Source organism: Desulfosalsimonas sp., from assembly GCF_046483245.1.
In the GTDB taxonomy this organism is placed as follows: Bacteria; Desulfobacterota; Desulfobacteria; order Desulfobacterales; family Desulfosalsimonadaceae; genus Desulfosalsimonas.
On sequence record NZ_JAWODO010000120.1, the window covers coordinates 1 to 21,362 of the forward strand.

A 21,362-nucleotide genomic window follows, 5' to 3' on the forward strand; every position below is an offset into this window, starting at 1 on the left:
AACCCGCCCCCGGGCCGGCATCATGCGAAAATTATACAACCAGGCACGAACAGCAACTTTTTTGAAGTTAGAAGAAGAACGGTTGGATTTTCAGACGGCTGCCGGGAATTTTTCCGTAAAGCGTTTTTCTGATTCCGCAGAGCCGATCAGAAAAACGCTTTACGGAAAAATTCCCGGCAGCCGTCTGAAAATCCAACCGTTCTTCTTCTAACTTCAAAAAAGTTGCTGTTCGTGCCTGGTTGTATAATTTTCGCATGATGCCGGCCCGGGGGCGGTTTGCTCCCTGCTGACCGCTTGCGCGCTCAATGCGACTCGCAAACCACCCCCGGGCCGGCATCATGGCCGACTGTGTGCAAAGTTTCACACCAAAGGAGGCCGGAGCAACACATCCAAGTCTTCGAGGCAACTTCAGGAAAAGTTACTGTTATAGCTCGGTCCCGGGCTGCGGCCCGGGGGGAATACTACCAAGGAAGCCCAAGGGCGGGGTCGGCTTTTGAGGCGACATTGAGCGTTTTTGCGTGAAAAATTCAAACTGTTTGAGCAAGGCAGAGCGGGTTTGTCAATTTTAAGCAAAGGCATTTGATCAATCCGCAAAAACGGTCAGGAGCGAAAAAGCCGACGCCGACCGCAGGGCTTTCTTCCTTACAAACAGCGGACGCGGTAAAAAGCTTTTTACGATTCCATCAAATTTGAAAATTGCTCAATTGGGCTATGATTGTCTGCCTGTATTGCATTTTTTTTAAAATTGCATTGACATTTTACTGAATCTGATTTTAATATTTGAATCAGATTTTGTTTATGAATCAATTTTTAATATTTAAAAATCTCTTATACCTCTATTTTCCAGACAGGAGCGGCTGATGGACTTTGCCTTCACCAGAGAGCAGCGGATGTTTAAAAAAGAAATCATCCGGTTTGCCAAAAAGGAAATCGTTCCCCGGGTTCAGGAACACGACCGAAACGAGGCCTTTGATTTTGAATCCTTTCGGAAACTGGGGCGCTTCGGCATCCTGGGGCTGCATTTTCCGGAACAATACGGCGGCTCAGGAGCCGATGTGGTCACCACGGTCATGGCCGGCGAGGCCCTTGGAGAGGCCGGAGTCGACGGCGGGCTCACCCTGGCTTACGGCGCCCACTCCTTTTTGTGCGCAGACACCATTTTGCGCCATGCCACAGAAAAGCAGCGCCGGAAATACCTGCCCCGCCTGGCCAGCGGGGAATGGATCGGGTGCATGGGACTGACCGAGCCGGACGCGGGCTCGGATGTGGCCTCCATGAGGACCACGGCGGAAAAAAAAGGGGATAAGTATGTTTTAAACGGCAGCAAGATCTTTATCACAAACGGCCCCATTGCGGATGTCGCCGTGGTATACGCCAAAACCGATCCGGGCGCCCAGCATGCCGGGATTTCCGCCTTTATCGTGGAAAAAGGGACCAAAGGCTTTGAAGCCGGTCCCCCGTTGATCAAGATGGGCGTGCGCACCTCCCAGACCTCTGAGCTGTTTTTCAGCAACTGCGAAATTCCCGCGGAAAATCTTCTGGGCGCAGAGGGTGAGGGGTTTAACATGTCGCTTCAGACAGTGGAATGGGACCGCAGCGCGCTTTTGACTCCTTTTGTGGGAGCGGCCCGGTATATGCTCAATGCCTGTGCCGATTATGCAAAAAAACGCCGGCAGTTCGACCGTCCCATCGGAAAATTCCAGGCCACCAAGCACAAGCTCGCTAATATCCGCATCTTTTACGAGGCCGCCCAGAGCCTGGCCTACCGGATCGCATGGTGCAAGGACCAGGGCCGGCCGTTGAATCACCTGGAGGCGGCCGTGGCCAAGCTGTTTGTGGGCGACTGGTCCATGGGCCCGGCCAATGACGCCATGGTCCTGTTTGGGGGCTACGGCTACTGCCATGAATACAACATGGAACGCATTTTCAGAGACAGCCGGCTGGCGCCCATCGGCGGCGGCACATCCGACATTCAGAAAATGATTATTTCCAGGCTGATTTAGCCATGTGCGAAATGGCACAATCCATTTGCCCGAGGAGAACGCCCTCATGAATTATGATTTCACCCCTTTGGAAACCGCCCTGTTTGCAGATGTTGCAACAGCCCTGAAAAACCTGCCGGCAGACGCAGACCCGGACAGCCGGCAGGCGATCCTGGACAAAGACCTGCTTTGCCGGATCACAGGCAGTCTGGCGCAAACCTCATATCTGCGCCTTGGCCTTGAACCCGTAGCAGATTTAAACGGCCATCTCAGCCTCATGGGTGCCATGGAAGCACTGGCTTGCCGATCCCCTTCAGCCTATCTGGCCGTGGAGGCCAGCACCCGGCTGTTTGGACGGGCGGTTGCCGATTGGGGGGATGCAGCCCAGAAGGCCCGGTGGCTTAAGCCGGTTCTGGCTGGAGATTTGATCGGCGCCCTGGCTTTGTCCGAGACCTTCACACACGGTGAAAACCAGTCTCTTGCCACATTCGGGGAAAAACACGGCCGGCAGGTGACGGTCACGGGAGCCAAGCAATACGTTATCAACGCTCCGGTGGCCGACTGGATTGCAGTGGCCGGCATGCTGGAGGACCGGTTTGCCCTGTTTTTCATCCAGAGCACAAGCCCCGGGCTTTTTATTGACGCCCCCCTTGAAACCATGGGCTATGAAGGTACCGCCATTTCCCATATCCGCCTGGACGGATGCCGGATTGACGCAGATCAGGTGATTTGTCCGGATAACGGGCAAAACCTGCCGGAAGTGCTCAAAATGTGGGAAAACCAGATTCTTCTGGGCGCCGGGCTGGGCATTTCCAGTGCCGCTTTTGAAACCGCAAGGGATTTTGCCAAGACCCATAAAAGCGATGGAAAACCTGTAATCGCCCATCAGGAGATGGGATTTAAGCTCGCCGAGATGCTCACCCTGCTTCAGACCGCCCAGTTGCTGGCATACCGCACTGCCTGGACCCTGGAGACAAACCCTAAGGAGGCCGAAGAGCTGATGTGGTGCGCCAAAGTTTTTTGCACTGAATCAGCAGAGCAGATTTGCAGCCAGGCCCTGCAGGTTATGGGGGCAGCCGGCTGTGTGGAAGGCAACCGGGCACAGACAGCTTACAGGTGCGCCAAGTATAACCAGGTCACGGGCACCTCAACAGAGATTGCCCGGATGAAAATCGGCGATGCCGAGCTGGGTTACCGGGAATAGAAAGGATGGAGATGCCGGTCAAAAAAGCCGGGGATGATCCCAAAAAAATGACCAAATCCGCCCTTCGCCGCCAGCGGGAAAGAGAAAAACGGGTGGAGACCATTCTGCGGGCTGCGGAAACCCTTTTTGCCAAAGAAGGCTTTCACAAGGCCAGCATGGAGCAGATTGCCGATGCAGCCGAAGTATCGGTGGGTGCGGTTTATTTTTACTTCAAGAACAAGGAGGATCTGCTGATCCGGATGATGGACGAAATTGGCTATCTGCTGCGATCCATTCTGGGCCGGGAATTTAAGGCCAACGGGGGTACCCTTGAGGGTTTTAAACGGGCGGGGCATGCCTTTTTTGAAGATTTCTGCGCCAATTACCCGGAAGAGGCAGCGATTTTATTCCGGGAGTCGGTGGGCAAAAGCGACCTTGTGGAGCAGCGCCGCAAGGTGATTTTTGATAAATGCACCAGCGATGTACTGCAGGCATTAAACACGGTCAGCCGCAACCAGGCCGTTGCCTTCAAGGGCCGGTTTTCTGCTGAAGTCATTGCCGTGAGCATCATGGGCATCTATGAGCGGGTGGCCTACCATTACCTTCTCTGGCAGGACCGGGCCGAAGACCTTACCGATATCGGCAGGGATGCGGTTGCCTTTATCGCCGGCGGGGTCAGCAACCTGTTCGAGGAGCCGGATCAGGAGGGGGAAGGGGAAAAATGAAAAAAAAGCAAGATTCCACAGACAGCCGTTTTTTTCAGCGGTATTTCACCAAACAACACGACATGCTTCGAAAGGCGGTTCGTGAGTTTGTCCGGAAAGAAATTGCGCCTTTTGTGGACGACTGGGAAGAAGAAGGCGGCTTTCCCCGGGAGCTGTATAAAAAAGTGGGCGAACTGGGCTACAGCAGCGTGTCTTACCCGGAAGACGTCGGCGGATCCGGGGGGGATCTGTTTGAGGAAATCGTGGTCAACGAGGAATTTATGCGCGGCGGGTCTCCAGGCCTTGTGGCCAGCCTGTATTCCCACGGCATTGCCCTGCCGCCCCTGATCAAGTACGGAACCCCGGAGCAGAAGGAAAAATTTGTCAAGCCCGTTGTGGCCGGCGACCGGGTGGCTGCCCTGGCCGTGACCGAGCCCGGGGGCGGATCAGACGTGGCCAACCTGCAGACCACGGCCGTGCGCGACAAGGATTGCTACATTGTTAACGGAAGCAAAACCTTTATCACCTCGGCCATCAACGCGGACCAGATTACATGCGCAGTCAGAACCGGCGGGGAGGGGGCTCACGGCATCAGCTTGCTGGTCATCAAGGCAGATACACCCGGATATTCCGTGTCTGATAAACTCAAAAAAACCGGATGGTGGACATCGGACACGGGACAGATTTTTTTCGACGATTGTCGGGTGCCCGTGGAAAACCGCATAGGCGAGGAAAACAAGGGCTTTTATTACCAGATGGAAAATTTCCAGTCCGAGCGCCTGGCTATGGCTGTTCAGTCAAACATGATTTCCCGGATGTGCCTGGAAGAAGCCATCAAATACGCCAAGGAGCGCACAGCTTTTGGAAAGACCCTGACCGGCTTCCAGGTGACCCGCCACAAGATCGCGGAAATGGCCACCCAAGTGGAAGCCAGCTTCGAGTTTACCTACCGGGTGGCGGCCATGGTCAATGCCGGGGAATATAAGGTTGCCGAAGTCTCCATGGCCAAAAATTTCGCCTGCCAGGTGGCAAACAGGGTGACATTTGACGCCACCCAGATTTTCGGCGGGTACGGGTTTATCCGGGGTCACCTGGTGGAGCGCCTGTACCGGGACAACCGGATTTACTCCATTGGCGGCGGCACCCATGAAATCATGAACGAGGTGATTTCAAAGATGATTCTGTAACCCCATTGGGTCAAAGCGAACCCTGGGCCGTATCAATTGTCAAACCTTGAACCTTGAACCTTGAACCTTGAATCCATAAGGAATCGCTCATGCCAGTTTTCAAATCCCGGATCCAACCCCGTTCTGCAGAATTTCAGGCCAACAAAGCGCACATGGAGGAAGGTCTTGCCCAGGTGCGCGAGATTGAAAAGCGGGTGCTCGAAACTGCCGAGGCCAAAATTCCGCGGTACCGGAAACGGGGATACATCAGCCCCAGGGAGCGCTTAAACCTGCTTCTGGATCCCGGCGCCCCTTTTCTGGAACTCTACAGCCTGGCCGGCTACATGCAGGGAAACGACACGGACGGCTCTGCTGCGGGCGGCACCTGCATTGCCGGTATCGGCTATGTCAAAGGCACCCGGTGCGCCATTTACGTGGATGATTATCTCACCAAGGGCGGCAGCATTTCCCGGTACGGGGCGGAAAAGCGCATGAACATGCAGATGATTGCCTTAAACAAGAAAATGCCCTTTATCGTCCTGGCCCAGAGCGCAGGCGGGGACCTGCGGGAGGCCGGGGACATGTTCGGCGCTTCGGGAAAGTTTTTTGCCAACCAGGCCCGGCTTTCAGCGGCCGGTATTCCACAGATCACCGTGGTTCACGGAAGTGCCACCGCCGGCGGGGCCTACCAGCCGGGACTTTCCGATTATATTGTTATGATTCGGCGCCAGTCCACGGTTTACCTGGCCGGCCCGCCCCTGCTCAAGGCCGCCACAGGCGAGATTGCCACAGACGAGGAAATCGGCGGGGCGGAACTGCACTGCCAGGTATCGGGCGTATCGGATTACATGGCGGAAAACGACGCCGACGGCATCCGGCTTGCCAGGCAGATCATGGAAAAAATCCAATGGAATAAAAACCTGCCGGCCTTGTCCCAAAAAGATTATGCCGCTCCGGTCTGTCCTCCGGAAGAAATGATCGGCATTGTGCCCGTGGATCCCAAGGTACCTTATGACTGCCGGGAAATTATGGCCCGGATCGCAGATGGATCGGATATCCTGGATTTCAAGGCCGAATATGACGCAGGCACGGTGTGCGCTTTTATGGAAGTCCACGGCCAGACCTGCGGAGTGCTGGGCAACAACGCTCCCATTACCTCAGACGGGGCTGCCAAGGCCGCCCAGTTCATGCAGCTCTGCGAGCAGTCCGATACCCCTTTGGTTTTTCTCCACAACACCACCGGATTTCTGGTGGGAACCGAGGCCGAGAGCCGGGGCATTATCAAGCACGGCTCAAAGATGATCCAGGCTGTGACCAACACCACTGTGCCAAAGATTTCATTTATTGTGGGCGGTTCTTACGGTGCCGGAAATTACGCCATGTGCGGCCGGGGCATGGATCCGGATTTCGTGTTTGCCTGGCCCCGCAGCGTGGTATCCATCATGGGACCGGCCCAGGCCGGCAGTGTCCTGCGCCAGGTGGCCCATGCGCGCATGGAAAAAATGGGGCAGGTGGATGAAAATTTTTTGGACCAGATCGAGGCAGACACCCGAAAAGCCCTGGAAGAACGCTCCCATGCCCTGGCCAACACGGCCCGGCTGTGGGATGACGGCCTGATCGATCCGCGCGATACCCGCAGCATTCTGGGATTTGTACTCGATATTTGCCATGAGGCAAAAATCCGCCGGGTCAAACCCAACACCTTTGGCATTGCCCGCATGTAAGGAGAAACCCATGATTCATAAAATTCTGATCGCCAACCGCGGCGAGATCGCCGTGCGAATCATGCGCACCTGCAGGAATCTGGGCTTTCGGACCGTGGCGGTCTATAGCGAAGCAGACGCAGATGCCCTGCACGTGGACGCAGCAGATGAGGCCGTGTGCATCGGCGGTGCCCCGGCGGCCCAATCCTATCTTTCCATTGATAATATCCTGGATGCCGCAAAAAAAAGCCAGGCCAATGCCGTTCATCCCGGCTACGGGTTTCTGGCGGAAAACCCGGCCTTTGTCCGGGCCTGTGAAGCAGCCGGCCTTGTTTTTATCGGCCCTGGCGCCGATGCCATGGAGCTGATGGGAAGCAAGCGCCTGTCCAAGGAGGCCATGGTGGCTGCCGGCGTGCCCTGCATTCCCGGATATCATGGCAAGGACCAGACAGATGAAGTGTTATTGTCTGAAGCGGAAAAAATCAGCGTTCCCCTGATGGTCAAGGCTTCTGCGGGCGGCGGCGGCCGGGGTATGCGCCTGATCACCCAAACCGAGGATCTGGCCCCCGGAATCCAAGCGGCACGGGCAGAGGCCAAAAGCACATTCGGCAACGATGAACTGATCCTGGAAAAGGCCATTGTGGAGCCGCGCCACATTGAAATCCAGGTTTTCGCCGATGTGCACGGCAACGTGATTCACCTGGGCGAGCGGGACTGCTCGGTTCAGCGAAGGCACCAGAAGGTGGTGGAAGAAGCGCCGTCACCATTTGTGGATGCGGATTTGCGGGAAAAAATGGGCGGTGCCGCGGTCAATGCGGCCAGGGCCTGCAACTACCTGGGCGCGGGCACGGTGGAATTCATGGTGGATGCGGATAAAAATTTTTATTTCCTGGAAATGAACACCCGGCTTCAGGTGGAGCATCCGGTCACGGAGATGATTACCGGCCAGGACCTGGTGGCCTGGCAGATCCGGGTGGCCTGCGGGGAAAAATTGCCCCTGTCCCAGGATCAGATAAAGTTTTTGGGCCATGCCATTGAAGTAAGGCTCTATGCCGAAGACGCCCGCCGGGGATTTCTGCCCCAGACCGGGCCGGTTCTGGCCTGGCAGGTCCCGGAGCGGGAGGGCGTGCGCGTGGATTCCGGAATTGAGGCCGGCCGGGAAGTGGCCGCCCATTATGATCCCATTGTGGCAAAGGTCATTGCATGGGGCGAAAACCGGGACGAGGCCCGGCGGCGGCTGGCATTGGTTTTACGTGACGCGGTTCTTCTGGGGTTTAACAATAACAAATTGTTTTTGGCGCGCATTGTCAACCATCCGGTGTTTGCAAAAGGCGAGGCCACAACCGCTTTTATAGAAAAGCATTTTTCAAATGACATCAGCATGGAAAAAAATGCCCTTTCAGATAAAACCCTGGCCCTTGCCGCCATGATTTTCTACCAGGGCCGCTGCCCCCAAACCCGGGATGCCGGATGGCACACCCCGGCGCCGTACCGGTACAACTTTGTGCTCAATTGCGATGAAACCGATTATTCTCTGTCCCTGGCCAAAAAAGATGCTCGGTTTGAGGTTTCAATGGCGGCAAAAGATGCAGTAGATGCAAAAAGTGCGGAACCCGAAGACGACCGGCAGGTGACCCTGGAATGGGTGCGGGCAGATGATCACAGTGTTATCTACATTCACGGCGGGGTCCGCCGGAAAGCCGGGTATGCATTTTGCGACAACCAGTTGTTTGTGGATGCCGGATCCGGGCATTTTGTATTTGAGGACAAAACGCTTCACACGGCTAAATCCGCACAGGATGCGGCAGGAGGAGGAGATGTGGTCTCCGCCATGAACGGGGTAATCGTTGAAGTGCGGGTCAGCCCGGGCCAAAGGGTCGAGGCCGGCCAGACGCTGCTGGTGATCGAGTCCATGAAAATGCAGCACCAGTTTGCCGCAGCCATTTCCGGGACCGTGGAATCGGTTGCAGCAGCAGCCGGAGATCAGGTCAAACCCGGTCAGCTGCTGGTGACAGTTGCGGCGGAGCAGGAAAAGGGAGAAGCTTCATGAGCCATCCAAAAGCAGATGAAAAACTGATCATCGCCAATTGCAGCGGCTTTTTCGGAGACAGACTTTCGGCTGCAAGGGAAATGGTCCAGGGCGGGCCTGTCCATGTTCTTACAGGCGACTATCTGGCTGAGCTGACCATGGCCATTTTGCTCAAGGACACCTTAAAGGATCCGGACCGGGGTTATGCCAGGACCTTTTTAACTCAGATGGAAGAAATCATGGGTCAGTGCCTTGAAAAGGGCATAAAGGTGGTATCCAATGCCGGAGGACTCAATCCTGCCGCATTGGCCCAAAAGCTTGAACAAACCGCTGATCAGCTTGGCCTGCATCCAAAGATCGCCTGCATTACCGGGGATAATCTCATGGGGCGCCTGGAAGATCTGCAGGGCCGGGGCGAAGCCTTTGTTCACATGGATAAGAATATCAGCTTAAAGCAGGCCGGGGCCGTGCCCATTACCGCCAATGCCTATTTCGGGGGATGGGGCATTGCAGAGGCCCTCAAACAGGGGGCGGACATCGTGGTCTGCGGCCGGGTGGCCGACGCTGCCCTGGCTGCCGGGCCGGCGGCCTGGCATTTTAAATGGCGCCAAACAGACTGGGACAGACTGGCCGGGGCTTATGCAGCCGGGCACGTGATTGAATGCGGGGCCCAGGCCACAGGGGGCAACTACTCATTTATTGATGAAGTCCCCTCATTTCGAAATGTTGGCTTTCCAATAGCTGAAATTTTTTCAGACGGCAGTTTTGTGATCACCAAGCATCCAAACACCGGCGGCCTGGTATCCACCGGCACGGTCACAGCCCAGCTGCTCTATGAAATCTCAGCGCCCGCCTACCTGACCCCGGATGTGACCGTGCACTTTGACACCCTGATGCTCGAAGACCAGGGAAACCAGCGGGTTCTGGCATCAGGCGTGCGCGGCGGTCCTCCCCCGGCCGCCGCCAAGGTATGCATCAACACCCTGGGAGGGCATAAAAACAGCATGACAGTGGTGCTAACCGGGTTAGACATTGAAAAAAAAGCCAAAATTGTCCAAGACACCCTTTTTGACAGCATCGGGGGGAAAGATCAGTTCCAGACCGTTGACGTGCAGCTGATTCGCTCAGACAAGTATGATCCCCCGTCCAATGACGAGGCATTTGCTTTTCTGCGAATCACAGTGATGGACCGGGATGCAAAACGCGCCAGTCGTTTTGCAAACAATGTCGTGGAACTTGTCCTTGCCAGTATTCCGGGATTTACCATCACCAGTCCGCCGGGCAGGGCCACACAGGCTGTTGTGCACTGGCCCAGCCTGGTGTCCATGGAGCACCTGACCCAGGCCGTGAAAATTGGGGACCAAAAACTGGAAGTCCAATGCGCAGCACCGGATTCTGCACCCGTTGATGTCCATCCCAAAAAGATCAGTCTGCCGTCGGTCCCGGAAGGCCCCATGGTGCAGGCGCCCATGGGAAGGGTGTTTGCAACCCGATCCGGAGACAAGGGCGGCAACGCCAACCTGGGCGTCTGGGCCAAAACCCCTGATGCGTTTGCATTTCTGCGGGAATTTCTGACACCCGAGAAATTAAAGGAGCTGCTGCCTGATTGCGCACCCTATGAAATCGAGCGCTTTGAGCTGGCCAACCTGCTGGCGGTCAATTTCTACATTCGCGGCATTTTGGGCGATGGGGTGGCCGCATCCTTCCGAAGCGATCCCCAGGCCAAAACCCTGGGCGAGTATCTGAGGGCAAAGGTTATTGAAATGCCGGCATCTATTGTACCAGACACGCGGGGATAAACCCATGAACGATGAACTCCTGTATGAAGTCATAAACGGTGCGGCATGGCTGACCATCAACCGGGAAGCCCGCCGCAATTCCATCAGCCCGGAACTGGTGGGGCTGTTTAACCAGCACCTGGACGCGGCTGAACAAGACCAATCTGTTCGGGCGGTGTGCATAACCGGTGCCGGACAAAAGGCCTTCTGCTCCGGCGCAGACCTGGCCGGGGCTTCCGATAACCAGCAAACCCGCCCGGAGCAGGCATACGCGGATCTGCTCAAGCGCATTGCCGGTTATCCCAAGCCCACTGTGGCCCGGGTAAACGGCTATTGCCTGGCCGGCGGCACCGGATTCATGCTGGCCTGTGATATTGTGGTGGCTGCAGATACGGCCAAATTCGGAACTCCAGAGGTAAACGTGGGGCTCTGGCCCATGATGATCGGCGCCCTTATTTTCAGAAACGCGCTCACCAAAAAAGCCATGGAAATGATTCTGCTGGGCGAGAAAATCAGCGCAAAGCAGGCCCTGGACATGGGTCTGGTGACCCGGGTGGTGCCTCCTGAAAACCTGGATGCAGAAGTCGGACAGGTTTTAGACAACCTCTGCCAGAAAAGTCCCATTGGCATGAAACTCGGCAAGCAGGCTTTTTACCATATGCGCGATATGCCCTTTGAGCAGGCCCTGGATTACATGGTTGAACAGATCCAGGCGGTGTCTTCCACCGAGGATGCAATCGAAGGCATTACCGCGTTTATGGAAAAGCGGCAGCCGCAGTTTAAGGGAAAGTAAAAGGCAGTTATGAGTTATGAGGGGCGGGAAGACGGAAGACAGAGGACGGAATACAGAGGGCGGAAGACGGAATACAGAGGACGGAGGACGGAAGACGGAGGACGGAGGACGGAGGACGGAAGACAGAACATCGGGAGCAGGGGGGGTAAGACAATGGAAAAGATCTGTAATGATCTGCAGGCAGAGCATGAAGAGCTGGACAACCTGGTGGCCGGGCTGGACCCGGAGCAGTGGGCGCTTTCCACTCCGTTTCTGACCTGGTGTATCAAGGATGAGATCCGGCACCTGGCTTATTTTGACGACCGGGCGGCCCTTGCAGCCACAGACCCGGAGGGTTTCAACAAGCACCTGGAAGAGGCAATCTCTGATTTTGCGGCATTTGAAAAGCACCTGGAGCAGGTGGGCCGGGACCTGAGCCCGGATCAGCTCATGGACTGGTGGCGAACCCGGCGGGGTATTATGCTCGATGCCCTTCAAAAGTGCGGCCCCAAAGACCGCCTGCCCTGGTACGGTCCGCCCATGGGCGCGCTGTCCTTTGCCACGGCCCGGCTCATGGAGACCTGGGCCCACGGCCAGGATGTTTTTGACACCCTGGGCATCCGCCGCACCCCCACCAACCGCCTGCGCCATATCGCCCATCTGGGTGTGAAAACCTTTGGCTGGACCTACATCAACCGGGGCCTGGAAGTGCCCCCAAACCCGGTTCGCGTGGAACTCTCCGCCCCGTCCGGGGATTTGTGGACATGGGGCCCCGAAGACGCCCAAAACCGCATCACCGGCCCGGCCGAGGATTTCTGCCTGGTGGTGGTTCAGCGCCGGCACGTGGATGACACAGCCCTTGAAGTCAAAGGCGAAAATGCCAGAGACTGGATGCTAAAGGCCCAATGCTTTGCCGGCCCGCCGGTAAACGGACCGGCCCCGGGCCAGCGGGCAGTGTAAAATTAAAGTCCGCCCAACCAATGCAGGCCCGTAAAACCCGGGGTTCTGACACATCTGCATTCAGATATGATCAAAGGATCTTGCCGATTTGCCGATTATCTCTTTTTTCTACTCGGCGTAGATCATTTTTCGGGTCATGCCGCCGTCGGTGATAAAATTCTGCCCTGTCACAAATTCGGCCTGGCTTGAGGCCAGCCAGGCGGCCAGTGCGGCCACGTCCCCGGGCACGCCCACCCGGCCGGCGGGATGTTGTGAGTGGTCCTGTTGGGAAAGCTGCGGGGCTGAACGGCTGCTCTTTTTTTGCCAATCTGCTGTTTCAATCCAGCCCGGGCTGATGGCGTTGACGCGCACTTTCGGGCCCAGGGAAACGGCCAGTGCGTGTGTGAGGGCCACAACACCGCCCTTGGAGGCGGAATACGCCTCGGTGTGCGCTTCGGACTGCAGGGCCCGGGTGGAGGCGATGTTGATGATGCTCCCCCGGGTTTTGGCCAGAAGGGGGGGCCCGTGCCTGGCGCACAAAAAGCACCCGGTTAAGTTCACGTCAATCACGCGCCGCCATTGTTCCAGGGCCAGCTCCGTGACCGGCAGGCCGAATGAATCGGTGATACCCGCGTTGCAGACCAGCACGTCGAGCCGGCCGAACCGGTGCACCGCTTCGGCAACCGCATTTTCCACGTCCGGTTCCGCGGCCACGTCGCAGGCAACAGCAACCGGATTCCCTTGTTCTTCAAGCTCTGCTGCGGTTTCACGGCCGGCTTCTTCGTCGCAGTCTGCGATCAGCACGTTCATGCCGTCTTTTATGAATCGCTCCGCAATGGCCCGGCCAATGCCCTGTGCACCGCCGGTAACCATGGCTGCGGGTTTTGTCTGATCCGTTGACATGCAAACACGCTCCTTTTGCTTTTAATGCGGGTGCACAAAATTGATTTGTGTGCAAAGGCTTGCTTGCCCTTTTTGTAAATTGAGTATAGCAAATGTGTATGTCAAATCCCATCTTCAAATGCAACGGCAATAAGGTTTGCGCTCACTCGTCCATGAACAGCCTATATTTTCAGCCTTGGGCATATTATTATCAGGAGCGATTCATTTGAAAGTGAAAAAGCTTTGCCCGCCCCGGCTGGAATGGTAATTTTATGTATTGATGCAAACAAGAATGGATTTCTGGTAAGTTAAACAAAGGGAGGATTGGGCTTATGACCCAAAAAAAACTTCACGGCGCAGTACTGGAATGCGTGCAGGGCGATATCGCAAACCAGCCTGACATGGATGCGGTTGTCAATGCGGCCAATGCTGAGCTTCTGATGGGCGGCGGCGTGGCCGGAGCGATCCATCGGTCTGCGGGGCCGGGTCTGGAAGAAGAGTGCCGGCCGCTGGCGCCGATCGATCCCGGCCAGGCGGTGATCACCGGTGCGCATAATCTGCCCAACCGCCATGTGATTCACTGCCTGGGGCCGGTCTACGGAAGGGACAATCCCTCTGATCAGCTGCTGGCGGAATGCTACCGTAGTGCCCTGCAGCTGGCAGAACAAAACGGCCTGCAGTCGGTTGCTTTTCCGGCCCTTTCCACAGGGGCCTTTGGATACCCCCTGGAACCGGCTGCGCGTATTGCCATCAACACGGTGATTGAGCAGCTGCCGGGCCTGAAATCCGTCAAGCATGTGCGCTTTGTTTTGTTCAGCAGTTCCGATCAGCAGGTATATGAAAAGCTTTTCGACGAAATGACCGGCTGAAATCTTTTTCAGACGGCAAGCCCCGAAGGGGTTCATCATAACCGCCCGGGGCAATGCCTCATAAGCGCTCAAGTAAAGGGATGGCAACAATATCCAGGAAAATGATGTGCCGGGCGCAAGATTTTTTATTTAAAAGCGGGGGAGGGTGGGTGTGGTCTTATTCAAAACACTGGCATGGACGGCTGTCGGCGTGTGTTTGCTTTTTTGTGGCTGTATGAGCGGTTCCGGTTCGCACCGTCTGGCGGCCGGCAAAAGCGAGACCATCAAGGTTGATATCCGGGAAATGGGATTTCGCCGCAGCTACCGGGTGCATCTGCCGGCCGGATCCGCCGGACACGGCAAACTGCCATTGCTCGTAATGCTGCACGGCGCTTTTGAAACCGCCAAAAGCATGGAACGGCTCACCGGCTTCAGCGACCTGGCCGACAGGGAGAACTTCATTGTTGTCTACCCCAACGGCATCGGTCTGTTCGGGTTTCTGCAACACTGGAATGCCGGGCACTGCTGCGGCAAGGCCCAGAAAGACGGCATTGACGATGTGGCCTTTCTTGAAACGGTTTTAGAAGATGTAATCTCCCGTTTTTCGGTGGATCCAAACCGTATTTACATGGCCGGCCATTCCAACGGCGGGATGCTGGCCTGTCTATATGCAGTTGAAAAACCCGGACGCCTTGCAGCCCTGGCTGTGGTTTCGGGCACCATTGGCAGCCGGGAGGTGGAAAAAGGTGTGTGGCAGCAGATTGCCAGGCCTTCCTTTGGACTGCCGGTACTTATCATTCATGGGCACAACGACCAAACCGTTCCTTATTCCGGAGGACCTTCCCGCAACCACAAAAGCCGGGAATTTGTCTCGGTTGCCGATACAGTGGCGTTTTGGAAGTCCGTGAATCAGTGCCGGGGCGAAGCCGGGAAGCATTCCTTGTGCAACGGGCGCGTTTTGGTGCAGCAATGGATGACAGGCGCCCACCGGCTCGTTCTGCATACCATTTACGACTGGGCCCACGATTGGCCGGGACCACGGGTGCCGCCCGGGGATAAAAACAGCCGCGCCCTGGAAAATTATGACGCGGCCGATATCATCTGGGGTTTTTTCCGGGATCTTTGATCCGTCAGGTGCAGTTTAGCACCATACTGTGCTGGGCTTCATAAGGGTGGTGGGCCAGTCCGGTGTCAGGGGCCACATAGCCCGGCACGGCCACCCCGGAATCAAACTGGGCATAATTGACAAAGGTCCGCCCGTCAATGCGGACTTTCATTCCGGATACAGGGCCCTTTAACGGAACAATGGCCCAGGTGGTTTTATATTTTTCAGCCATATCGGCAAACCCGAGTTTTTCGGCTGCGGTTCCAATGGACACTTCCACATAATGTCTGCCGTGTTGGTCAATATGGTCTTTATGACTCTGGCTGATCGATTCAATAACCTTATCGATATCTTTGTTCATGCCTTTTTCTCCTTTAAAGAAAAATTGATATGATTGTATATCTTAAAGGAGAAAATAAGGCCTGCGCGGGAACAATCAACCAGGGCGGAGATTGAATTTTTGTTGTTTTTTGCCGGAAAAGGTTTAAAAGCATTGACCTATTTGCGTGCAGGCCTGCTTTTGCACGCAATTACATTGCTGGAAATCGTGATGCTGGCAAAGGCCGGGCCGGGGTGCTTTCCGGACGCAGAAGACTCCTGGCCACAGATTGTCTACAAGAGCATTCTCCTGGTTTTTCTGGCAAGCCTGCCCGTATTGTCGCAACTCGACGCCCGGTGCCGGTATCAGAATTACAAAAGGGTCAGGGATCAGTTGCGCCGCCACGGGTTTGACCCCCGCATCCTGCGGCCGCTGATGAAATCGCGCTGCCAGCGGGATGCAGCCGGGGTGGCCGCCCGCAAATCAGGCTATGGAAAAGCCTGCAGGGCCTTTTTCCGATCATGCGGTTATCGCTGGTATCATGTTTTTCCTGATTTTCTGTTTACCCGCCCGGGTTTTCTGATAAGCCGGCATTTCTGGAAATCAACGTTTTTTCTCAAAGCCTATCGCCGCTGAGCGTCTTTGCCGGCTGTAGTTTACCCTTCGGCCTGGCGGATGGGGGTAATCCGGATTTCAACTCTTCGGTTGACCGCATCCTCTGATGAAATGGGCTGGCTTTCGCCGTAGCCGATGGCACTGACTCTTCTGGGATCCACATTTTGCTGGATCAGGGCGTTTTTGACCGCTTCGGCCCGTCGTTCAGAAAGCCGCTGGTTGTAATCCTCCGGTCCCACCTGGTCGGTGTGGCCCTCCACCCGGAGCAGGGTCTGGGGGTATTGGTTGAGCACCTTGGCCACCCGGGCAATTTCATTCATTCCCCCGGGTTTGATGGTGGCTGAATCAAAGTCAAACATGAGCTCTGATTTGAAGGTGGTGACCAGCACATCCTGCTGGCGCCTGACGCTGGCGGCCTCGGAAGTTGCAACGGCATTTTGCAGCTCCTGTTCCTGGCGGTCCATGTAAGCGCCGACCCGGTTTCCCGCAATGCCGCCGAGCACTGCGCCAATGCCGGCACCGGCCAGTGTGCCCTCGGTATCTCCGCCGATGACCTGGCCCAGAATGGCGCCAACGCCTGCCCCGACCGCCGCACCGGTTCCGGTGCCTTTTTGCTGTTTGGTCTGTCCGGCACATCCGATCAGGGCGACTACGAGTATTAAAGCCAGCAGGATTTTTATTGTGTTTTTCACTTTTGACCTCCATTGGGAATTTTGTTTTTCATCAATACCTGAGCCCGCTGCAAAGGATTGAGGTGCGACTTGCATATAAAGAAATGATTACTATTTTTATCAATCCGGAGTTGGTCTGTAAAGCCGGAAGTCGCGCTTTTTGGTTCGTGGCTGTTTTAAAAATGTGCGTCTTTCTCCGGGTTGTCAAATCATTGGCCCAAAACAGGGACCTGTTGTTTTAAAGGAGAAAAATTTTTTGCAGATCAGAGCAAACAGCGCTATTATTTCTTGCTCATAAAAAGAATACCAACCACAGCAAGGAGCATCAATGAAGCACTGGGTGGCGGAAAAACTCATATGTCCGGACTGTCTGCCGGAAGAATATGCCCTGAAAACGCAAATCAGCCGCGAGGCCAAAGACGATATCATTGACGGGAAACTCCATTGCCCGGGCTGCCGACGCAGTTATCCTGTTCAAGACGGCATTGCCAACCTGCGCCCGGAAAAAACCCCAAGGGTCAAAAGCGCTAATAACGGATATAACGCGCCGGTAATGCTGTCTGCCTATATGTGGAGCCATTTTGGAGATCTGCTGGCCGATGCCCGGGCAACAGACGCCTACCGGGTCTGGTCCCAAAGCTTTGTTCCCACAAGCGGCGATGCCCTGGACGTGGGCTGTGCCGTGGGTCGCCTGAGCTTTGAGCTTTCCAAGACCCATGACCGTGTCATCGGGATTGACACCTCGTTTGCATTTATTGTCAAGGCCCGGGAGATCGTGCGGGAAAAAAACCTGGATTTCGAGCTTGTGGTGGAGGGCAACCTCACGGAGCACAGGCAAGTGGCTTTTGACAACGGGTGGCATTTTGAAAATGTTGATTTTATCGTGGCCGACGCCCTGGCGCTACCCTTTGCCGGCCGGGATTTTTCCGGTGTGGCGGCCATCAACGTGCTTGAAAAGGTGCCGGATCCCTTAAAGCACTTAGAGGAGGTCAACCGGGTGCTGCGCCCGGAAGATGCCATGTTTCTTTTCTCCGATCCGTTTTCCTGGGATCCGGCCTTTTCAGCGCCCGAGCGCTGGCTGGGCGGCAGCAGAAACGGCAGCAGCCCCTACAGCAAGCGGGGCATTGACACCATCCGCCGGATGTTTGCCGGGGAATTCGGCGTATTTGATCCGCCTTTTGAAATTGCCGATCAGGGCGATGTGTCCTGGAAAATCCGAAAAACCGAAAACCTCTGGGAACAAATCACCTCCCAGTTTCTGGTTGGCTGCAGAAAGTCTGATTAAGAATTGTCCAAGGAGTGTCAGTTTTGAAACAGCGGCAGGGTATCTGCGGTTTATGCTTTCACAGCCCCGGATGCGGGGTGATCGCCAGTTTTGATGAAAATGACCGGATTGTCGGCCTTGAGCCGGACCCGGGTGCGCCCATGGGGCAGGTGTTATGCCCCATGGCCCGAAGCGTGGAGGAAATCGTTTACTCGGATAAGCGCATCACTCATCCCATGAAGCGCAAGGGGCCCAGGGGAACCTATGAGTTTGAGCCCATCTCCTGGGATGCGGCCTATGATCTGATTGCGGAAAAACTTCAGGAAATAAAGGAGCAGTACGGGCCCGAGGCCGCCGGGTTTTATGCCGGCACAGGCTCCTATGAGCGGGCGTTTAAAGACGCCTTTCAGCTAAAGGGCTCGGAGATTTATCTGGCCTCAAGTATCCTGTTTCCCTATGGATCGCCCAATACCTTCGGAGTGGGGGCCCCGTGTTACACGTCTTTGGGTGTGCTGGCCCCCAAGCTTACCATGGGCTGCAGACACATTGACATGTATTCGGACGTGGACAATGCAGACCTGATTTTGGTGTGGGGAACCGATCCGTCCACTGCCACCCCGCCGGCCATGTACAGCCGCCTGGCCAACGCGGCCGCGGAGGGTGCCGAGATCATTGTGATCGATCCGAGAAAAACCCGGTGCGCGGATCTGGAAGGCAGCCGGTGGATTCCCATACGTCCGGGCTCTGACGGAGCCCTGGCCCTGGGCCTGGCCCACGTGATGATCCAAGACGATCTATACGACAAGGAATTTGTGGAAAACTGGACCCAGGGCTTTGATGAATTTGCCCGGTATGTCCGGGATTTTCCGCCCCGGCGGGTAGCGGAACTCACCGGGATCCCGGAGGAGACCATCGCGGATCTGGCAGAGCAGATCGCTGATGCCGAGGGCGCCACTTACATCATGTACACGGGTCTGGAATACACAAAAAGCGGTGTGCAAAACATCCGGGCCGTGATGGTGCTCTGGGCCCTGGCCGGCCAGCTTGACGTGGAAGGCGGCCGCTGTTTTCTGGGCCCGGATCGGATGTTTTCCCTGCCGGAACACAGACAGATCGCCACCCCGGGTTATGAGAAATCCATCGGAAAAGACCAATTTTCGGTTTACTCGCATTACTGCGGCGGTGAACCCCATGCCAGCCTGCTGCCAAAGGCGATTTTGGAGGGCGATCCGTATCCTGTCCGCGCATTGCTGGTGCTGGGCGCTTCCCTGATCACCTCCTGGCCCAATGCCGGGCTCTGGCGCAGGGCCCTGGATAAGCTCGATTTTCTGGTCTGCATGGATTTGCAGATGACAAGGGATGCAGCCTGCGCGGATCTCGTGCTGCCGGCTGCCACGGCCTTTGAGCATTCCTCGTACTGCTATTACGCAAACACTATCCGGTACCGGGAACAGTTAATCGAGCCCGTGGGCGAGGCCAAATCCGGTTTCCAGATCTTGACCGGCCTGGCTCAGCGCCTGGGTTACGGAGACCAATTTTCCGGGCATCCGGATGAAGTGCTGGCAGATATTCTTCATGAGTCCGGCCATTCCATGGAAGAGCTCATGGCTGCGGACAGAAAGGCCCTTTCCCTGCCCGAAGCGCCCATGAGCTTTCGCAAGTGGGAGCAGGGGCTGTTGCGCAAAGATGGGCAGCCCGGTTTTGAAACCCCTTCAGGCAGGTTTGAGATTTTTTCCAGCGTGCTTGATCAACACGGTTTTTCCGGGCTTCCCGAGTACGAGGAATCCGATGAAACCCCGGTGAGCAGCCCGGAACTGGCAAAGCGCTACCCGCTGATTCTGGGCACCGGTCCGTTTAAACCGGACATGAAGTCCTGTTTGCGTGCGGTGCCGTCCTTTATCAAAAAATACCCGCACCCGGCTCTCCAGATTCACCCGGATGACGCCGAGCCCAGAAAAATCAAGACCGGCGACGGCGTCAGCATCAAAACGCCCAGGGGCCAGGTGGTGATGCGCGCTTTTGTCACAGACCGGATCATGCCGGGGTTTGTGTATGCGCCCGTGGGCGGCGGCGGCCCCCTGGGCACTGCTGAGTGGCAGCAGGCTAATGTCAATGAAATCACGGACGAGCGGCAATATGATCCCATATCCGGATTTCCGGTTTACAAAACCCTTTTGTGCCAGGTCAAAAAGAAAAAACGGGTGCGCAAAACAGCCGCTTCTGCGGATCCGAGCCTGGGATGCGGTGGATAAAAAGCGCTTAAAACCCAGTGAGCATCACAGTGACTGTGCGGATTTGCACTCCCTTTTCACGAGAATTATTTTTTAAATTGAAAGGGGGTGGAAAACCATGGCCGAAGAAGAAAAAGACAGAGTCAAAGAGGAAAAAGAGCGGCAACAGGAGATATTGGACAAGCTGGACAAGGATACAACGGATGCCGAGACGTTGGATCCGGAAAAAGCCAAGAAATCTGAATCAGACAAATAATCTGCCGCTCATGTAAATTGCTTAAACAACAACGCGGGGCCGGACTGTATGGTCCGGCCCCGCGTTGTTGTTTAAGCAAAAAAAAAGAAAGGCGAACCATGACACAGGCCAAATGTCCGGTATGCGGATGTGAGCAGTTTTACGTCAAGGACCCGGATGATGAATTTGAGGTTTATGAATTTGAATGCCGGGAAGGGGATGTCTGTTTTGACGAGGCCGCAGATTCCGGCCAATGCCCGGAAATAGATGAAAGCACAGAAATCTTTTGCAATGCATGTGCCTGGCATGACCGGTTTGAAAAAATCAAATAAGACAGTGCCGGTTGATTTATCACTGCTAGGGTCTGTATTTTCGCATGATGCCGGCCCGGTGGCGGTTTGCTCCCTGCTGACCGCTTGCGCGCTCAATGCGACTCGCAAACCACCCCCGGGCCGGCATCATGGCCGACTGTGTGCAAAGTTTCACACCAAGGGATCCGGCCATTTCATGCCCCGAATCTTTCCTTTATCCGGGCATGGGACAATGCTTTTTGTTCATCAAAAGATTCCGTCCTTGCCAGTGCCAGGGCCGTGAGGCGCAAATCTTCCATTTCCTCCTGCATGGCTTCATAGCTTTCCATGGACAAAAGAACCGCTTTGGGGGAATTGTTTTTCAGGATGATGAGTCTTTCAGGTTCCCCTTTTGCCAGTGCATCCAGGGTGGCTGACGTTTTTTTGGAAAGGTCTGTGGCTGAAAGAAAATCTTTTGCACGCATTCAAGGTTTCCTTTAAATATTTGATGATTGTTTTGATAATAATCTGATTATTGTCTCTTGTCAATCAGCCTGATTTATCACTGCTTGGGTCTGTATTTTCGCATGATGCCGACCCGGTGGCGGTTTGCTCCCTGCTGACCGCTTGCGCGCTCAATGCGACT

At 55.6% G+C, this 21,362-nt stretch carries 21 protein-coding genes; 17 read left to right on the forward strand and 4 right to left on the reverse strand.

Annotated elements, in window-relative coordinates; genetic code table 11:
• The 10 genes from R6U41_RS10640 to R6U41_RS10685 all read left to right on the forward strand — a co-directional run.
• Positions 1-211: hypothetical protein (locus R6U41_RS10640; RefSeq protein WP_410269820.1), on the forward strand; the 211-nt coding region annotated here is incomplete at its 5' end.
• 649 nt (positions 212-860) lie between these two features.
• Positions 861-2,003, forward strand: coding sequence for an acyl-CoA dehydrogenase family protein (locus R6U41_RS10645; RefSeq protein ID WP_410269821.1), 1,143 nt, complete (start codon positions 861-863; stop codon positions 2,001-2,003).
• A gap of 46 nt (positions 2,004-2,049) precedes the next feature.
• Positions 2,050-3,186 carry an acyl-CoA dehydrogenase family protein gene (locus tag R6U41_RS10650; RefSeq protein WP_410269822.1) on the forward strand — a complete coding sequence of 379 codons (1,137 nt, stop codon included), beginning with the start codon at positions 2,050-2,052 and terminating at the stop codon, positions 3,184-3,186.
• 11 nt (positions 3,187-3,197) lie between these two features.
• Positions 3,198-3,890, forward strand: a complete 693-nt coding sequence (locus tag R6U41_RS10655) for a TetR/AcrR family transcriptional regulator (RefSeq protein ID WP_410269823.1) — start codon at positions 3,198-3,200, stop codon at positions 3,888-3,890.
• Positions 3,887-5,056: an acyl-CoA dehydrogenase family protein gene (locus R6U41_RS10660; RefSeq protein WP_410269824.1), complete on the forward strand. Its 1,170-nt coding sequence runs from the start codon at positions 3,887-3,889 to the stop codon at positions 5,054-5,056. Before R6U41_RS10655 ends, R6U41_RS10660 begins: the two co-directional genes overlap by 4 nt.
• 89 nt (positions 5,057-5,145) lie before the next feature.
• Positions 5,146-6,759 (forward strand): acyl-CoA carboxylase subunit beta, encoded by a 1,614-nt coding sequence (locus R6U41_RS10665; RefSeq protein WP_410269825.1) that lies wholly within the window; start codon positions 5,146-5,148, stop codon positions 6,757-6,759.
• 10 nt (positions 6,760-6,769) lie between these two features.
• Positions 6,770-8,788, forward strand: a complete 2,019-nt coding sequence (locus R6U41_RS10670; RefSeq protein WP_410269826.1) for an acetyl/propionyl/methylcrotonyl-CoA carboxylase subunit alpha — start codon at positions 6,770-6,772, stop codon at positions 8,786-8,788.
• The gene (locus R6U41_RS10675) at positions 8,785-10,566 is read left to right on the forward strand and encodes an acyclic terpene utilization AtuA family protein (RefSeq protein ID WP_410269827.1); all 1,782 of its coding nucleotides are present in this window, start codon (positions 8,785-8,787) and stop codon (positions 10,564-10,566) included. Before R6U41_RS10670 ends, R6U41_RS10675 begins: the two co-directional genes overlap by 4 nt.
• A 4-nt stretch (positions 10,567-10,570) precedes the next feature.
• The gene (locus tag R6U41_RS10680) at positions 10,571-11,338 is read left to right on the forward strand and encodes an enoyl-CoA hydratase/isomerase family protein (RefSeq protein ID WP_410269828.1); all 768 of its coding nucleotides are present in this window, start codon (positions 10,571-10,573) and stop codon (positions 11,336-11,338) included.
• A 153-nt stretch (positions 11,339-11,491) separates the two neighbouring features.
• Positions 11,492-12,277 carry a TIGR03084 family metal-binding protein gene (locus R6U41_RS10685; RefSeq protein ID WP_410269829.1) on the forward strand — a complete coding sequence of 262 codons (786 nt, stop codon included), beginning with the start codon at positions 11,492-11,494 and terminating at the stop codon, positions 12,275-12,277.
• 108 nt (positions 12,278-12,385) lie between these two features.
• Here the strand turns inward: R6U41_RS10685 and R6U41_RS10690 are convergent, their stop codons facing one another.
• Positions 12,386-13,159, reverse strand: a complete 774-nt coding sequence (locus R6U41_RS10690) for a glucose 1-dehydrogenase (RefSeq protein WP_410269830.1) — start codon at positions 13,157-13,159, stop codon at positions 12,386-12,388.
• A 311-nt stretch (positions 13,160-13,470) separates the two neighbouring features.
• On the opposite strand from R6U41_RS10690, the gene R6U41_RS10695 reads away from it, so the two are divergent.
• Complete coding sequence (locus R6U41_RS10695; protein WP_410269831.1) at positions 13,471-14,007, forward strand: macro domain-containing protein; 537 nt, start codon at positions 13,471-13,473, stop codon at positions 14,005-14,007.
• Positions 14,008-14,221: 214 nt separating this feature from the next.
• Entirely contained in the window at positions 14,222-15,112 is an 891-nt protein-coding gene (locus tag R6U41_RS10700; protein WP_410269832.1) for an alpha/beta hydrolase family esterase, read from the forward strand.
• 4 nt (positions 15,113-15,116) lie between these two features.
• Here R6U41_RS10700 and R6U41_RS10705 read toward each other — a convergent pair whose 3' ends face one another.
• On the reverse strand, positions 15,117-15,452 hold the full coding sequence (locus tag R6U41_RS10705; protein ID WP_410269833.1) for a hypothetical protein: 336 nt from the start codon (positions 15,450-15,452) through the stop codon (positions 15,117-15,119).
• Positions 15,453-15,584: 132 nt separating this feature from the next.
• Between R6U41_RS10705 and R6U41_RS10710 the strand changes: the two genes are divergently transcribed.
• On the forward strand, positions 15,585-16,046 hold the full coding sequence (locus R6U41_RS10710; RefSeq protein ID WP_410269834.1) for a hypothetical protein: 462 nt from the start codon (positions 15,585-15,587) through the stop codon (positions 16,044-16,046).
• Positions 16,047-16,066: 20 nt separating this feature from the next.
• Here the strand turns inward: R6U41_RS10710 and R6U41_RS10715 are convergent, their stop codons facing one another.
• Positions 16,067-16,717 carry an OmpA family protein gene (locus R6U41_RS10715; protein ID WP_410269835.1) on the reverse strand — a complete coding sequence of 217 codons (651 nt, stop codon included), beginning with the start codon at positions 16,715-16,717 and terminating at the stop codon, positions 16,067-16,069.
• A gap of 307 nt (positions 16,718-17,024) precedes the next feature.
• Between R6U41_RS10715 and R6U41_RS10720 the strand changes: the two genes are divergently transcribed.
• The 4 genes from R6U41_RS10720 to R6U41_RS10735 all read left to right on the forward strand — a co-directional run bounded on the left by R6U41_RS10720 (position 17,025) and on the right by R6U41_RS10735 (position 20,758).
• Positions 17,025-17,981, forward strand: coding sequence for a class I SAM-dependent methyltransferase (locus tag R6U41_RS10720; RefSeq protein WP_410269836.1), 957 nt, complete (start codon positions 17,025-17,027; stop codon positions 17,979-17,981).
• Positions 17,982-18,004: 23 nt separating this feature from the next.
• On the forward strand, positions 18,005-20,212 hold the full coding sequence (locus R6U41_RS10725; protein ID WP_410269837.1) for a molybdopterin-dependent oxidoreductase: 2,208 nt from the start codon (positions 18,005-18,007) through the stop codon (positions 20,210-20,212).
• Positions 20,213-20,309: 97 nt separating this feature from the next.
• Positions 20,310-20,447, forward strand: a complete 138-nt coding sequence (locus tag R6U41_RS10730) for a hypothetical protein (RefSeq protein WP_181550168.1) — start codon at positions 20,310-20,312, stop codon at positions 20,445-20,447.
• Positions 20,448-20,545: 98 nt separating this feature from the next.
• Positions 20,546-20,758 (forward strand): hypothetical protein, encoded by a 213-nt coding sequence (locus R6U41_RS10735; RefSeq protein WP_410269838.1) that lies wholly within the window; start codon positions 20,546-20,548, stop codon positions 20,756-20,758.
• A 173-nt stretch (positions 20,759-20,931) separates the two neighbouring features.
• Here R6U41_RS10735 and R6U41_RS10740 read toward each other — a convergent pair whose 3' ends face one another.
• A complete protein-coding gene (locus tag R6U41_RS10740) occupies positions 20,932-21,201 on the reverse strand; it encodes a type II toxin-antitoxin system Phd/YefM family antitoxin (protein WP_410269839.1) in 270 nt (89 codons plus the stop codon).
• Positions 21,202-21,362: the final 161 nt, after the last annotated feature.

What these genes read in the sequence shown, in the direction of transcription:
- R6U41_RS10660 (WP_410269824.1), top strand. Translation starts at nt 3,887, where the DNA reads ATGAAAAAAAAGCAAGATTCCACAGACAGCCGTTTTTTTCAGCGGTAT.
- R6U41_RS10645 (WP_410269821.1), top strand. Translation starts at nt 861, where the DNA reads ATGGACTTTGCCTTCACCAGAGAGCAGCGGATGTTTAAAAAAGAAATC.
- R6U41_RS10675 (WP_410269827.1), top strand. Translation starts at nt 8,785, where the DNA reads ATGAGCCATCCAAAAGCAGATGAAAAACTGATCATCGCCAATTGCAGC.
- R6U41_RS10695 (WP_410269831.1), top strand. Translation starts at nt 13,471, where the DNA reads ATGACCCAAAAAAAACTTCACGGCGCAGTACTGGAATGCGTGCAGGGC.
- R6U41_RS10720 (WP_410269836.1), top strand. Translation starts at nt 17,025, where the DNA reads ATGAAGCACTGGGTGGCGGAAAAACTCATATGTCCGGACTGTCTGCCG.
- R6U41_RS10680 (WP_410269828.1), top strand. Translation starts at nt 10,571, where the DNA reads ATGAACGATGAACTCCTGTATGAAGTCATAAACGGTGCGGCATGGCTG.
- R6U41_RS10735 (WP_410269838.1), top strand. Translation starts at nt 20,546, where the DNA reads ATGACACAGGCCAAATGTCCGGTATGCGGATGTGAGCAGTTTTACGTC.
- R6U41_RS10650 (WP_410269822.1), top strand. Translation starts at nt 2,050, where the DNA reads ATGAATTATGATTTCACCCCTTTGGAAACCGCCCTGTTTGCAGATGTT.
- R6U41_RS10665 (WP_410269825.1), top strand. Translation starts at nt 5,146, where the DNA reads ATGCCAGTTTTCAAATCCCGGATCCAACCCCGTTCTGCAGAATTTCAG.
- R6U41_RS10740 (WP_410269839.1), bottom strand. Translation starts at nt 21,201, where the DNA reads ATGCGTGCAAAAGATTTTCTTTCAGCCACAGACCTTTCCAAAAAAACG.
- R6U41_RS10690 (WP_410269830.1), bottom strand. Translation starts at nt 13,159, where the DNA reads ATGTCAACGGATCAGACAAAACCCGCAGCCATGGTTACCGGCGGTGCA.
- R6U41_RS10670 (WP_410269826.1), top strand. Translation starts at nt 6,770, where the DNA reads ATGATTCATAAAATTCTGATCGCCAACCGCGGCGAGATCGCCGTGCGA.
- R6U41_RS10655 (WP_410269823.1), top strand. Translation starts at nt 3,198, where the DNA reads ATGCCGGTCAAAAAAGCCGGGGATGATCCCAAAAAAATGACCAAATCC.
- R6U41_RS10705 (WP_410269833.1), bottom strand. Translation starts at nt 15,452, where the DNA reads ATGAACAAAGATATCGATAAGGTTATTGAATCGATCAGCCAGAGTCAT.
- R6U41_RS10685 (WP_410269829.1), top strand. Translation starts at nt 11,492, where the DNA reads ATGGAAAAGATCTGTAATGATCTGCAGGCAGAGCATGAAGAGCTGGAC.
- R6U41_RS10700 (WP_410269832.1), top strand. Translation starts at nt 14,222, where the DNA reads ATGAGCGGTTCCGGTTCGCACCGTCTGGCGGCCGGCAAAAGCGAGACC.
- R6U41_RS10730 (WP_181550168.1), top strand. Translation starts at nt 20,310, where the DNA reads ATGGCCGAAGAAGAAAAAGACAGAGTCAAAGAGGAAAAAGAGCGGCAA.